This window comes from Mycobacterium neumannii (genome assembly GCF_002245615.1).
In the GTDB taxonomy this organism is placed as follows: domain Bacteria; phylum Actinomycetota; class Actinomycetes; order Mycobacteriales; family Mycobacteriaceae; genus Mycobacterium; species Mycobacterium neumannii_A.
Genome location: NZ_NKCO01000021.1, coordinates 29,222 through 41,871, shown reverse-complemented (window position 1 = coordinate 41,871; position 12,650 = coordinate 29,222). Strand labels below are relative to the sequence as shown.

The following is a 12,650-nucleotide window of genomic DNA, read 5'->3' as shown; positions in this document are numbered from 1 at the left end:
GTGAAAGTGCACGCCGACCGCGACGTCTGCATCCAGGCGGGCAACTGCGTGATGTCAGCCGACGCGGTTTTCGACCAGGACGACGACGGCATCGTCGTGGTGCTGGTCGATGAGGTGCCCGACGATGAGCTCGACCACGCCCGCGAAGCCGTAAAACTCTGCCCGTCACAGGCTTTGCGGCTCGTCGATTAGTCGGGGTCGGGTCGGTGCGCGAGGAGTCGCACGCTGACGACCAGGACCCACGCCGGGAAGATCAGCACCGACCACATGCTGAGGTCGGCGGCCAGGAGCACCGCCACCGCCACGACGTAGGTGGCGATGCTCAACCACCGCGGCATCAGCCGCGTCCGCAACCAGATCGTGGCCAACGAGATCATGAACACCGCCGCCATGCGCAGCGCGTAGGTCTTCGAGATCGTCATCAACGTCGTCTGTCCGAACGCGGCGACACCGGGATACGCTGCCGCGCCGCTGTGTTCGAGACCCACACCCAAGGCGACGGCGACGAACATCATCGCCAAGAACAGCAGGCCGCTTCCGAAGAATACGGTCGCGAAGAACTTGTCCTCGTAGCGGCCCATGCCGTCCCGCAGGACGCCCATGAACCAGAGGAACGCGATCCCCGCGAACGGCATCAAAATCGCCGCGATCCGCATGTTGACGCTGTGCTCAGCCACCCACTGCGAACCCGGCTCCCGGCCCTCGGGTAGGGCAATGCGGATCAGCACCAGCGCCGTCGCGAACAGCAGCGCGAACGCGACACCGGCCAGGGCGGCCGAGCGAGGGGCGGTCAGGCTTCGGGGCCGCGGACCGGTGTCGTCGGTTGTCACGCCATCGGCCTCACGGCTGACCGGCGAGCAGCTGGATCATCAACCCGTTCGCCTCGGCGAGCAGGTTGTCGTCGGGGTCGCGCAGCTCGGCGTTGACGAAAGCCTTGCGTCCCTGGGCTTCCCGCAGCCAGCCGCGGGCCGACAGCTCGGTGTCGATCGGGGTCACCTTGCGGTAGTCGACGTGCAGGAAGCCGGTGCGGCTGATCGGCCGGCCGACGGCGTGGATCACCATGCCGAACACCGAGTCGAACAGCAACGGCAGCACCCCGCCGTGCACCGCGGAGTTGCCTCCGACGTGATACCGGCTGAACTGCACCTTGAGGGTGACCCCGGTCGGGTCGAGCTCCACCTCCCGGTACGGCGGCATCAGCAGGCTGCCCGCACCGGGCAGCGACGGCACGCGGTTGGCCGGGCCGACACCTTCGGCGGCGCGGAAGGGGTCGAGCAGTGCCACCAGGGCCTCGGCCTGGTCGGCGGCTCGGTCCCAGGTGTCGCTGTCCGGGTCGGCCGACACCGCGAGGTCTTGTGCGCGCCGCATCGCCGTGAGGAACCGGCCGAATCCCGGCCCGGGCTCGGCCCGTTGATAGTTCGGGAATCCGCCGTGCTTGTCGTAGTCAGGATCTTCGAGGTGCGGATCCGTCATCGCTGTCGGCTCTTCGCGCAAGCGTCCCCCGCAAGCGGGCGATGCCCCCACATCACGGCTGGGCCAGGAAATCGCGACGCACGATCGTCTGGTCTCGGCCGGGGCCCACGCCGATACACGAAACATGCGCTCCGGCAAGCTCTTCGACCCGCAGTACGTAATCGCGCGCCTTGGCGGGCAGGTCGTCGAACTCGCGCGCTCCGGAGATGTCCTCCCACCAACCGGGCAGCTCTTCGTAAATCGGCTCGGCAAGCGCGATCTCGGACTGGGTCATCGGCATGTCGTCCAGACGCCGGCCGTGCACCCGGTACCCGACACACACCGGCACGGTCTCCAGGCTGGACAGCACGTCGAGTTTGGTGAGGAAGTAGTCGGTGATGCCGTTGACCCTGGTGGCATATCGGGCGATGACGGCGTCGAACCAACCGCACCTGCGTCGCCTGCCGGTCGTCACGCCGAACTCGCCACCGGTCTTGGACAGGTACTCGCCCTTTTCGTCGAACAGCTCGGTGGGGAACGGACCCGAGCCGACGCGCGTCGTATAAGCCTTGAGGATTCCGAGCACCGTGGTGATCCGGGTGGGCCCGATGCCCGACCCCACCGCGGCGCCACCGGCCGTCGGATTCGACGACGTCACATAGGGATACGTGCCGTGGTCCACGTCGAGCAGGGTGCCCTGGGAGCCCTCGAGCAGCACGGTCTCGCCGTTCTCCAGCGCCGTGTTGAGCAGGTACCGGGTGTCGGCGATGCGGTGCTTGAAACCCTCGGCCTGGTTGAGCAGGCTGTCGACCACCTCGGCGGCGTCGAGCGCCTTGCGGTTGTAGACCTTGACCAGCACCTGGTTCTTGAAGTCCAGTGCGGCCTCGATCTTCTCGGCCAGCAACGCGGGGTCTAGCACGTCGGCCATGCGGATGCCGATCCGGGCGATCTTGTCCTGGTAGCAGGGGCCTATACCGCGGCCGGTGGTGCCGATCTTCTTGCTGCCCGCATACCGCTCGACGACCTTGTCGATCGCGACGTGATACGGCATCAGCAGGTGTGCGTCCGCGGAGATCAGGAGGCGCTCGGTGTCCACGCCGCGGTCGACGAGGCCCTGCAGTTCGGTGAGCAGCACCCCCGGGTCGACCACCACGCCGTTGCCGATGACGTTGGTCACGCCCGGGGTGAGGATGCCCGACGGGATCAGGTGGAGGGCGAAGTTCTCACCAGTCGGCAGGACGACGGTGTGGCCGGCGTTGTTGCCGCCCTGATAGCGCACCACCCACTGGACGCGTCCACCGAGCAGGTCGGTGGCTTTACCTTTGCCCTCATCGCCCCATTGCGCGCCGATGAGCACGATTGCCGGCATGACTTGGACCTCGCAATTCCGGCTACCCTTGCACCCAAAACCTTGTTGCAGCCGGTGAGACACCCTATCCCAGCAACTTGCGAGGAGCCGAACTTGAGCACCGCTGAAGTCGTGGTGTTGCGTTTCGGCCGACGTCGGATACCGACCGCGCTGCGCGGCCTGCCGGTTGCCGAGACACCGGATGTGCCCTGCCGTCGCCTCGTCGTCGTCGGCTCCGAGGCTGATGTGGCGACGGTGCTGACCCGGCTGCTGCGCACCGATCGGCTCGGTGTCGAGGTGGCCCACGTGCGCAGGCCGTGGCACGCGCGCCGGGCACTGCGCGGCCGCGCCACGCGGGTGCCGCTGATCCGTGACGACCGGGGAACCGCGCTCGTCGGCGCCGCGTTCTGGCTCGGTGAGAGCGGGCTCGAGAAGGGTTCGCCGCCCGCCGAGTTGATCGGCGAGGCCGTGGTCGACGACGAGGTGCTCTTCGACGGAGCGGCGACCGGAGTGCGCATCGAACCGATACCGACGATGCCCGGTCTGCGCGCCAGCGTGCTGTCGCGTCACATGCGGCCGCAACGGTGGGTGACGGGACGGGCGGCCCAGCTCGGCGCCACCGGCGCCATCGTGGTCCGCGACGGCGTCAAGGCCGCGCGTCCGGTGAAGCGCTCGACGTTCTACCGGCACACCGAAGGCTGGCTGCGGGTGCGCTGACCTCGGGTAGCTTCGACCCGTGAGCGTTCGTCCGCTGCACCGGTCGGTGCGGCCCAGCCCGGTGTTCCTCGCGATCGTGGCGGCCACCGTGGCCGGCGGCGTACTGGCATGGGTGTGCGCGACGGAGATCTCGCGACCGCTGGCCTATGTCGGGGTGTTCACGTTCGTGATCGCGGGCTGGTTGGTGTCGCTGTGCGTGCACGAGTTCGCGCACGCCTACACCGCATGGCGGTTCGGCGACCGCGACGTCGCGGTGCGCGGCTACCTCACGCTCAACCCGCTCAAGTACTCCAACCCCCTGTTGTCGATCGGGCTGCCGGTCGCGATCATCGCGATCGGCGGGATCGGTCTGCCCGGCGGGGCGGTGTACGTCCACACCGCCTGGATGTCCCGACGCCAGCGCACACTGGTCAGCCTGGCGGGCCCGTCCACCAACCTGGTGTTCGCGGTGCTGCTGCTGGTGCTGACGAGCGTGCTCTACGACCCCGCGCACGGCGTCTTCTGGGCCGGCATGGCGTTCCTGGGCTTCCTCCAGGTCACCGCCTTCGTGCTGAACATGCTGCCGGTCCCCGGACTGGACGGATACGGCGCGCTCGAGCCGCACCTGAGCCCGCAGACCCAACGAGCGGTGGCTCCGGCCAAGCAGTGGGGCCTGCTGGTCTTGCTGCTGCTGCTCTTCACCCCGGGACTCAACACGTGGTTCTGGCAGGTGGTGCTGTGGTTCTTCGACTTCACCGGCGTGCCGCGCCCGCTGGTGTGGCTGGGCAGCGATCTGACCCGGTTCTGGTCGGCCTGGTTCTGATCCCGCCGCGATGAGCGCCGGGCGGGCCACCTCCTTGCAACATATGCGTATCTCCGCATATATTGCTGGCATGGGTGCCGGTCACGATCACAGCAGAGGCGACACCCGGGTCAGCCGGATGGCGGTCGCCGCGGCGATCCTGACCGCCTTCTTCGTGATCGAGCTCGTCACGGCGCTGATGATCAACTCGATCGCGCTGCTGGCGGACGCCGGCCACATGCTGACCGATCTGGTCGCGATGTTCATGGGCCTGACCGCGGTACTGCTGGCCCGCAGGGGCAGTACCTCCCCGGCCCGCACGTACGGCTGGCACCGCGCCGAGGTGTTCACCGCCGTGGCCAACGCGGTACTGCTACTCGGCGTCGCGGCGTTCATCCTCATCGAGGCGATCGAACGGATCGGCGACGCGCCCGAGGTGCCCGGCGTGCCGATGATCGTCGTGGCCCTGGCGGGGCTGGTGGCCAACGCCGTCGTCGTGCTGCTGCTGCGCTCGCACTCCGAGACGAGCCTGGCCGTCAAGGGCGCCTACATGGAGGTCGTCGCCGACACCGTCGGCAGCATCGGTGTGCTGATCGCGGGCATCGTCACGGTCACGACGGGCTGGCCGTACGCCGACGTCGTGGTCGCGGTGTTCGTCGCTCTGTGGGTGTTGCCGCGGGCGTTCGCACTGGCGCGCGCCGCTTTGCGGATCTTGTCGGAGTCGTCGCCCGCTCACATCGACGTCGAGGAGTTGCGGGTCGCCCTGTGCGCGGTCGAGGGCGTGACCGATGTGCACGATCTGCACGTGTGGACCCTGGTGCCGGGCAAGGACATGGTCACCGCGCACCTGACCAGCAACCGCGATTCGGCGCTGGTGCTCGACGATGCGCGCGCCGTGCTGACCGAACGCGGTCTGGATCATGCGACGGTTCAGGTGGAACCCGGCGACGGCACCGGGGACTGCAACTGCGAAGCGGAATAGTCAGACAAGCCCGAGCTCGGCCCGCGCCGACGGATCGCAGTCGTCGAGCAAGTCCAGGCAGCGCTGGTTCTCGTCGGTCTCCCCGATCACGTCGGCGGCACGGGCCAGCGCCGCGACACAGCGCAGAAATCCGCGGTTCGGTTCGTGACTGTAGGGCACGGGGCCGAAGCCCTTCCAGCCGTTGCGGCGCAACTGATCCAGCCCGCGGTGATAGCCGGTGCGCGCATAGGCGTAGGCGGTGATCGCCCTGTCGTCGGAGAGCGCGTCCTCGGCCAGCGTCGCCCATGCGACCGACGCGGAGGGATGCGCGGCCGCCACGATCGCGGGCTTCTCCCCCGCGGCGAGTTCGGCTTCGGCGTCGCTGTCGCCGGGCAGCAGCACCGGATCCGGCCCCAGAAGATCACCCATCCCTGTCATGGCCCCCATTGTGCCGTGCGCGCCGCTGCGGGCGGTGCCGCACGGGGTCCGAGCGCGGACTGGGCGGCGGTGACTAAGCTTCCGGCCGTAGCGTCGTAAGGGAGGACCGCAACAGGCATGTCGAATCCATCAGGGCCTGACCAGCCGGAAGATGGTCCCGAAGGGTCGGACGCCTCGGACGTTGACGCCTCCGAGAACCCCGAAACACCCGAAAGCGACGATGCCCGGCCCGCCGACTCCGCTGACGACGACTCGCGGGCCGACGAGACCCGCGACCAGCCCGGCGAGGTTCACGACGCCGACGCGGCCACCGAGGTGATCGAACCGCACGCCGACCACGAGCCCGCGACCGAGGTGATGTCGACCGCTCAACCGCACCCCGAGTCGGCGCCGGGCGCCGAGCAGGGTGAGCGCCGATTCACCGCGCCCTCCGGATTCGACGCGGGCACGACCCAGAAGATCGACACCCCGGCGGAACCGGCCACTGAGGTGTTCTCCTCTCCCGGCGTCGCAGGACAGCAGAAACCCGTTGCCCCGCAGGTTATTCCGCCGCGTGGCGATGCTCCCGGCGCTCCGCAGCAGCGCCGCAGCTGGGGATGGGTGGTGGCCGTAGTGCTGGTCATCGCCGCGCTGGTGGCGATCGCGGTGCTCGGCACCGTCTTGTTGACCAGGAACTCGGAGCCGGGGGCGTCGCAGGAGGAGATGGTCCGCAACACCATCGAGGAGTTCGACACCGCGATCCAAAGCGGCGACCTGGCGAAGTTGCGCAGTATCACCTGCGGCAGCAAGCGCGACAGCTACGTCAGATACGACGACAAGACGTGGGAGGAGATCCACGAACGGGTCGCCGCAGCCAAGCAGTATCCGGTGGTCGCCAGCATCGACCAGGTGGTGATCAACGGAGACCACGCCGAGGCGAACGTGACCGCGTTCATGGCCTACGCGCCCCAGACCCGGTCGACGCGCAGCTTCGACCTGGAATTCCGCGACGACCAGTGGAAGATCTGCCAGGCCCCCCAATAAGCGAGTTCGGTGTAGTTCGTCGCGCCGACCGCAACCAACTACACCGAAATCACGCGCTCGCGGTGACTGATCGGCCCGCGCTGTGCAGATCGCGGCACGCCTCGACCACGCGTTCGCTCATCGAGGCCTCCGCCTTCTTCAGGTAGCTGCGCGGGTCGTAGGCCTTCTTGTCGCCGACCTCCCCGTCGACCTTCAACACCTTGTCGTAGTTGGTGAACATGTGCGCGGCCACCGGGCGGGTGAAGGCGTACTGGGTGTCGGTGTCGACGTTCATCTTCACGACGCCGTAGCGCAACGCGTCCTCGATCTCGGACTTCAGCGAGCCCGAGCCGCCGTGGAAGACGAAGTCGAAAGGCTGTGCATCCGTGGGTAATCCGAGTTTGGCTGCGGCGACCTTCTGCCCCTCGTCGAGGATTTCGGGCCGGAGTTTGACGTTGCCCGGCTTGTACACGCCGTGGACGTTGCCGAACGTCGCGGCCAGCAGGTACCTGCCGTGTTCGCCCGCACCGAGCACCTCGACGGTCTTCTCGAAATCCTCGGCGGTGGTGTAGAGCTTGTCGTTGATCTCGTTGGCGACGCCGTCCTCCTCGCCGCCGACCACACCGATCTCGATCTCCAGCACGATCTTCGCCGCCGCGGCGTCCTTGAGCAGTTCGCGTGCGATCTCGAGGTTCTCGTCGAGGGGGACCGCCGAGCCGTCCCACATGTGCGACTGGAACAACGGCTGCCCACCGTCGGAAACCCGTTGCTGCGAGATGGCCAGCAGCGGCCGCACGTAGGTGTCGAGCTTGCCCTTAGGACAGTGGTCGGTGTGCAACGCCACCGTGATCGGATACCTGTCGGCGATGACGTGAGCGAACTCGGCGAGCGCAACCGCACCGGTGACCATGTCCTTGACCCCGAGTCCCGACGCGAATTCGGCTCCACCGGTGGAGAATTGGATGATCCCGTCACTGCCGGCGTCGGCAAAGCCCTTGATGGCCGCGTTCACCGATTCCGATGACGTGCAGTTGATGGCCGGAAACGCGTAGCCGTGCTCCTTGGCCCGGTCGAGCATCTGCGCGTACACCTCGGGCGTTGCGATGGGCATGAGCCGTCCTCTCGCCGTTTCGGCGATTATCCCACCGCGACGGCCGTTTCACATGGTCAAGACCATGCGGTATCGGGCCCGGCCTTCCTCCATTGCGGCGTACGCCTCGGCGGCCTCGGTCAGCGGGCGCTCCTCGATCCGGGCGCGCACCCCGCTCTGCACCGCGAAGTGCATCGTCTCCTCGACATCGCGCGAGGTGCCCGACGGATGGCCGCTGACGCTCAGACCGTCGGTGATCAGCTGGACCGGGGCGATCGGCAGCGGGTCGGCGGTGACGCCGATGATGACGAGCTCGCCCTGGGCCGCCAGCCCGCCGACGGTGTCGGCCATCGCCTGTGAATTCGCTGCCGTCGCCAGCACCACGGCCGCACCGCCGAGGTGCTGGAGCGCCGCGGCGACGTCGACGGCCTTGGAGTCGATGTAGTGATGCGCGCCGAGTTCGCGGGCGTCGGCCTCCTTGTCCGCACCGCGGGCGATCGCCACGGACTCGAAACCCATCGCCCTGGCGAACTGCACACCGAGGTGACCGAGGCCGCCGACACCGAGCACGGCGACGAGGTCACCGGGCTTGGCTTTGGTCTGCCGCAGCCCGTTGAAGGTGGTGACGCCCGCGCAGCCCATCGGCGCGGCCTCCACGAACGACAACCCCTCGGGGATGCGGGCCAGCGCGGTGACGGGCGCGGTGACCGATTCGGCGTAGCCGCCCGGATAGTGCCAGCTCGGCACCTGCATGCGCTCGCACTGCATGAACTGGCCCTTGCGGCACGGCACACATCGGTTGCAGTTGCCGCCGAACCATCCGACGGCCACCCGGTCACCGACCGCGAAATCCCCGACACCCTCGCCGACCTCGGCAATGGTCCCGGCGATCTCGTGGCCCAACGTGATCGGCCAGTTCAGATTGGGAAAGCCGCCGGCCACGAAGCCGTGGTCGGTACCGCACACGCCGCATGCGGCGACGGCGATGCGCACATGCAGCGGCGGCGGGGAGGTGGTTTCGACGTCGGCCAGCGTGAGAGGAGCGCCGACGGATTCGACGAGAACCGCCTTATGGGTGGGCATTCTGTGAGCGTATCGGTGGTCCCGCGAGTACGCCCGGCATCGTCGTTTCCCGGACCGACGAGACAGCCCGGTATCTTGGGGCCTTGTGACCACCCCCTCACCGTCGATGGCCCTCGCGGCGACCGACCACTTGGCGCTGATGCCGGACTTCCTCGACCCGATGACGCTGCTGGGCTACTTCGGCACGTGGGCGCTGATCGGGCTGCTGGTCGTCATCTTCGTCGAGTCCGGGGTGTTGTTCCCGATCCTGCCTGGCGATTCGCTGCTGTTCGTCGCGGGCATGCTGGCCGCGGGCACGGCCGCGCTGGCCGAAGGCGGCGGAGAGGTCATCAACTTCCAGCTCTGGCAGCTGCTGCTGTTCATCCCCATCGCCGCGGTGCTGGGCGGTCAGGTCGGCTACTGGATCGGGCGCAATATCGGCACCGCGATGTTCAAACCCGATGCGCGGATCCTCAAACAGAAGTACCTCGAAGAGGCGCACGTGTTCTTCGAGCAGCGCGGACCGTTCGCGATCGTCATCGCCCGCTTCGTGCCGATCGTCCGCACGCTCGCGCCGTTGACCGCGGGCGCGGCCCGGATGAGCTATCCGGTGTTCACGTTGTTCAACGTGATCGGCGCGGTCGTGTGGGGTGTCGGACTGACCCTGCTCGGATATTGGCTCGGCCGGTTCGAGACCGTCCAGAAGCTGCTCGAGCCGATCGTGATCGCGATCGTCGTGATCTCGGTGCTGCCGATGTTCGTCGAGTGGTACAAGCGTCGCCGCGCGGCCAAACGTGCAGGGATCGCCGCACCCCCGCTCGATTCCACCTCGGGGGAGCAGCCGGGCTAGCGGCCTCGGCTGTTCTCGAGCGCGCGGATGAGGCTGGCGGCGTCCCATGGACCTTTGTGCCGTTTGCCGTTGACGAAGAAGGTCGGCGTCGAGTTCAGGTCCATCAACTCCGCGTCCTGCGCGTCGTCCTGAACGTGGTGGTAGACCTTCGACGAGTGCACCCGCACGTCCTGGTCGAATCGCTCGATGTCGCAGCCCGCGCCCACGGCGTAGCGGTAGATGTCCGACCACTCCAGGTCGTCCTGGTGGCCGAACAGTTCGTGGGCCATCTCCCAGAACCTGCCCTGCAGCGCGGCGGCCTCGCTGGCCCGTGCGGCGTCGAAGGCGCGGGGATGGACGCGCTCCAGCGGTAGGTGGCGCCACACGTAGCGCAGTTCGGCGCCGAAGTGCTCGCGCACCTCGTCGATGGCCCCGGTCGCGCGACTGCAGAAGGGACACTCGAAGTCGCCGTACTCTACCAACGTCAGCGGGGCGTCGGGTTCGCCGGCGATGTGGTCCCGGTCCGGGTCGATCGGCCGCAATAGTTTCAGGCCGACCGGGTCCGGCGGGCTGAGCCGGTCGGTGATCCGGAAGATCAACCAGCCGAGGAAGAAGGCGATCACCGACGCGAGAAGCACGCCGATGATGGCCTGCTCGCGACGGCCCGGATCGTCGACCGCGATGTCGACGATGAAAAGCGAGATGGTGAAACCGATTCCGGACAGCGCGGCACCGCCGGCGATCCGGCGCAAGCTCAGGCCGGGGGCCAGTGCACCGACGCCGCTGCGTTGCATGATCCATGTCGCGGCGGTGATGCCGATGAACTTGCCGACCACCAGACCGGCGACGACACCCCATGTCAGCGGTGAGCCTAACGCCGCCGAGACGGTCTGGGCGTCGAGTTGGACACCGGCGTTGACCAACGCGAACAGCGGCAGCACCAGGAAGGACACATACGGGCCTACGCTGGTCTGAAGCCGCTCGTTGATCGAGATCGAGTCGCGCAGACCGCGAGTGACCTCGCGGGCATAGCGGGAGTTCGGCGACTGCCGGAACGCCCGGATACGCGCGACGACCTCCTCGACCTGGCTGCGCTCGGGCGAGAACACCGGAATCAACAGGGCCACCGCCACGCCGGCCAGCGTCGGGTGCACACCGGCCATGTACAGGCTCACCCACAGTGAGAAGCCGAGCACGGCGTAGGCCGGTCCCCGGCCGGCGGGCATGAAGCGCACCACCGCGATCGCCGCAATCAGCGCCAGCGAGATCACAAGCGGCACAACGTCGATGCGATCGGAGTAGAACAGGGCGATCACGCACAGCGCGCCGACATCGTCGACGACGGCCAGGGTGAGCAGGAAGATCCGCAGCCGGGCCGGGAACTTGGGTTTGATGATCGCCAGCGCCCCGATCAAGAACGCGGTGTCGGTGGAGATCACCACCCCCCACGCCTGCGCATCCTGTCCGGAAGGGTTGATCAACAAGAAGATCGCGGCGGGCACCACCAGGCCGGCGAACGCCGCCACCACAGGTACGGCGGCCCTGGCCCGGTCGGTGAGCTCGCCGATGGCGAACTCGTGCTTGACCTCGAGGCCGACGATGAAGAAGAAGAACGCCATCAGACCGTCGTTGATCAGATGTTTGACGGTCAGCTCGAAGCGGTGCTCGGCGAAGGTGAACCCGACATGGGTGTCCAGCAGCATCCAATAGCTGTGCGCCCACGGCGAATTCGCCCAGAGCAGCGCCGCGAGGGTGAAGAGCAGCAGCAGCCCCGCCGCGGCGTTCTCCCCGGTCTTGGCCGCTTTGGCGCCGGCGCTGAACCGAGCGGGCAGCACGCGGGCGATGCGTAGACCGGCTTCGGTGCTCACTCCCCCGCCACCGCGTGGGCCGCTTCCATCAGCATCCAGCCCGCCAGCTGCACCGACAGGTCGCGCTCGGGCACCTCGGAGGCGTTGACCGCGCCCTCGACGAACTGTGCCTGCTCCCCTGCTGCGGTGGGGATCTCGGCGGTGCGGTCCCAGAATGCGCTGAACAGCGGCAGTCCGTCGACCACCTGGCGGTTCTGCCACGCCGCCTCCGCGGAGGCCAGCACCAGCGAGCGGGCGGTGTCTCGGGCCGCCGCGTCGTCTTCGCCGTTCTGCGGCAGCGTCGTCGCGACGAGCGCGAGATAGCGGGCGAGGATGCCGTTGAAAAGGCCACCGTCACCACCGCCTGCGCCCTTGATGACGCCGTCGACCGCCATGTGTTCGGCGACCGCGGCGGTCAACCGGTGCACCCGGGCGGCGTGCTCGGGGTCGTCGGTGCGCGCCGCCAGTTCCGTTTCCAGCCCCAGCACCACGCCTTGGCAGTACGTGTACTGCGCCCGCACGAGCGAGCCACCCTTGATGCCGTCGAACACGAGGTGGGTGTCCGGGTCGATCAGGGTTTCGTCGAGCCAGTCCGACATCTGCTGTGCGCGGCGCAACCGGTCGTAGCGAGCCAGGAAGATCGCGGCCGGGCCGTTGGCGGGCGCGTTGAAGAACTGGTCCTGTTTGCGCCAGGGGATGCCGCCGCCGTCTTCTGGCACCCACGCGTTCATGAACTGCTCGGACAGTTTCTTCAGCGCCTTGGGCCGCTCGACGGATGCGAGCGCGGCCGCGCGTTCCAGCGCCAGCGCCAGCCACGCCATGTCGTCGTAGTAGTCGTTGACCCAGGAGAAATTGTTGCGCAACCGGTGTGCGCGGATCTGGCGCGCGATCGCCTTCTGCCGCTCGGGCCGAGGATCGCGCCGTTGGGCGTCGACGAGGTTGTCGAGCAGATGCGCCTGCCACCAGTAGTGCCACGTTCCGAACAGCCGGTGCTGCCGCGTGGCGGGCCAGGCGACAACGCCCAGTTGGGTGCCCGGCAGGCCCCACAGCCGTCTGATGTGTCGGGTGGCGATCGCGGCCTCAGCGCTGGCTGCGCGGTTGGCCCAGAGCTGATCCATGGTGT

General features: G+C 68.0%; 14 protein-coding genes. 6 read left to right on the top strand and 8 right to left on the bottom strand.

The features are described from left to right. On the top strand, positions 1-192 hold the full coding sequence (locus CEX88_RS20610; RefSeq protein ID WP_064402107.1) for a ferredoxin: 192 nt from the start codon (positions 1-3) through the stop codon (positions 190-192). Here CEX88_RS20610 and CEX88_RS20605 read toward each other — a convergent pair. The 3 genes from CEX88_RS20605 to CEX88_RS20595 are packed head-to-tail and all read right to left on the bottom strand — an operon-like array spanning position 189 to position 2,821. Further along, positions 189-794, bottom strand: a complete 606-nt coding sequence (locus CEX88_RS20605; RefSeq protein ID WP_094294930.1) for a hypothetical protein — start codon at positions 792-794, stop codon at positions 189-191. The two genes, CEX88_RS20610 and CEX88_RS20605, sit on opposite strands and share 4 nt — an antisense overlap. A 46-nt stretch (positions 795-840) precedes the next feature. Then, on the bottom strand, positions 841-1,473 hold the full coding sequence (locus CEX88_RS20600) for a PaaI family thioesterase (protein WP_064399808.1): 633 nt from the start codon (positions 1,471-1,473) through the stop codon (positions 841-843). A 52-nt stretch (positions 1,474-1,525) separates the two neighbouring features. Continuing rightward, entirely contained in the window at positions 1,526-2,821 is a 1,296-nt protein-coding gene (locus CEX88_RS20595) for an adenylosuccinate synthase (RefSeq protein WP_094294897.1), read from the bottom strand. A gap of 93 nt (positions 2,822-2,914) precedes the next feature. Here CEX88_RS20595 and CEX88_RS20590 point away from each other — a divergent pair, with 93 nt between their 5' ends. The 3 genes from CEX88_RS20590 (at position 2,915) to CEX88_RS20580 (ending at position 5,280) form a co-directional block, all read left to right on the top strand. Next, positions 2,915-3,517: a peptidase M50 gene (locus CEX88_RS20590; RefSeq protein ID WP_094294896.1), complete on the top strand. Its 603-nt coding sequence runs from the start codon at positions 2,915-2,917 to the stop codon at positions 3,515-3,517. Between the two features lie 19 nt (positions 3,518-3,536). Next, on the top strand, positions 3,537-4,319 hold the full coding sequence (locus CEX88_RS20585) for a site-2 protease family protein (RefSeq protein WP_094294895.1): 783 nt from the start codon (positions 3,537-3,539) through the stop codon (positions 4,317-4,319). Positions 4,320-4,389: 70 nt separating this feature from the next. Beyond that, positions 4,390-5,280 carry a cation diffusion facilitator family transporter gene (locus tag CEX88_RS20580; RefSeq protein WP_066846118.1) on the top strand — a complete coding sequence of 297 codons (891 nt, stop codon included), beginning with the start codon at positions 4,390-4,392 and terminating at the stop codon, positions 5,278-5,280. Here the strand turns inward: CEX88_RS20580 and CEX88_RS20575 are convergent, their stop codons facing one another. Then, positions 5,281-5,697, bottom strand: a complete 417-nt coding sequence (locus CEX88_RS20575) for a DUF3151 domain-containing protein (RefSeq protein WP_094294894.1) — start codon at positions 5,695-5,697, stop codon at positions 5,281-5,283. Between the two features lie 117 nt (positions 5,698-5,814). Between CEX88_RS20575 and CEX88_RS20570 the strand changes: the two genes are divergently transcribed. Further along, positions 5,815-6,720 (top strand): Rv0361 family membrane protein, encoded by a 906-nt coding sequence (locus tag CEX88_RS20570; protein WP_094294893.1) that lies wholly within the window; start codon positions 5,815-5,817, stop codon positions 6,718-6,720. 49 nt (positions 6,721-6,769) lie between these two features. On the opposite strand, the gene fbaA is transcribed toward CEX88_RS20570, so the two are convergent. Continuing rightward, the gene (fbaA, locus tag CEX88_RS20565; protein ID WP_066846110.1) at positions 6,770-7,810 is read right to left on the bottom strand and encodes a class II fructose-bisphosphate aldolase; all 1,041 of its coding nucleotides are present in this window, start codon (positions 7,808-7,810) and stop codon (positions 6,770-6,772) included. Between the two features lie 48 nt (positions 7,811-7,858). Beyond that, positions 7,859-8,872, bottom strand: a complete 1,014-nt coding sequence (locus tag CEX88_RS20560) for an alcohol dehydrogenase catalytic domain-containing protein (RefSeq protein ID WP_094294892.1) — start codon at positions 8,870-8,872, stop codon at positions 7,859-7,861. Positions 8,873-9,011: 139 nt separating this feature from the next. Here CEX88_RS20560 and CEX88_RS20555 point away from each other — a divergent pair, with 139 nt between their 5' ends. Further along, on the top strand, positions 9,012-9,701 hold the full coding sequence (locus CEX88_RS20555) for a DedA family protein (protein WP_068200617.1): 690 nt from the start codon (positions 9,012-9,014) through the stop codon (positions 9,699-9,701). On the opposite strand, the gene nhaA is transcribed toward CEX88_RS20555, so the two are convergent. Then, positions 9,698-11,548 carry a Na+/H+ antiporter NhaA gene (gene nhaA, locus CEX88_RS20550; RefSeq protein WP_094294891.1) on the bottom strand — a complete coding sequence of 617 codons (1,851 nt, stop codon included), beginning with the start codon at positions 11,546-11,548 and terminating at the stop codon, positions 9,698-9,700. The genes CEX88_RS20555 and nhaA overlap by 4 nt on opposite strands. Beyond that, positions 11,545-12,645: a glycoside hydrolase family 76 protein gene (locus CEX88_RS20545; RefSeq protein ID WP_094294890.1), complete on the bottom strand. Its 1,101-nt coding sequence runs from the start codon at positions 12,643-12,645 to the stop codon at positions 11,545-11,547. Before CEX88_RS20545 ends, nhaA begins: the two co-directional genes overlap by 4 nt. Between the last annotated feature and the right edge of the window lie 5 nt (positions 12,646-12,650).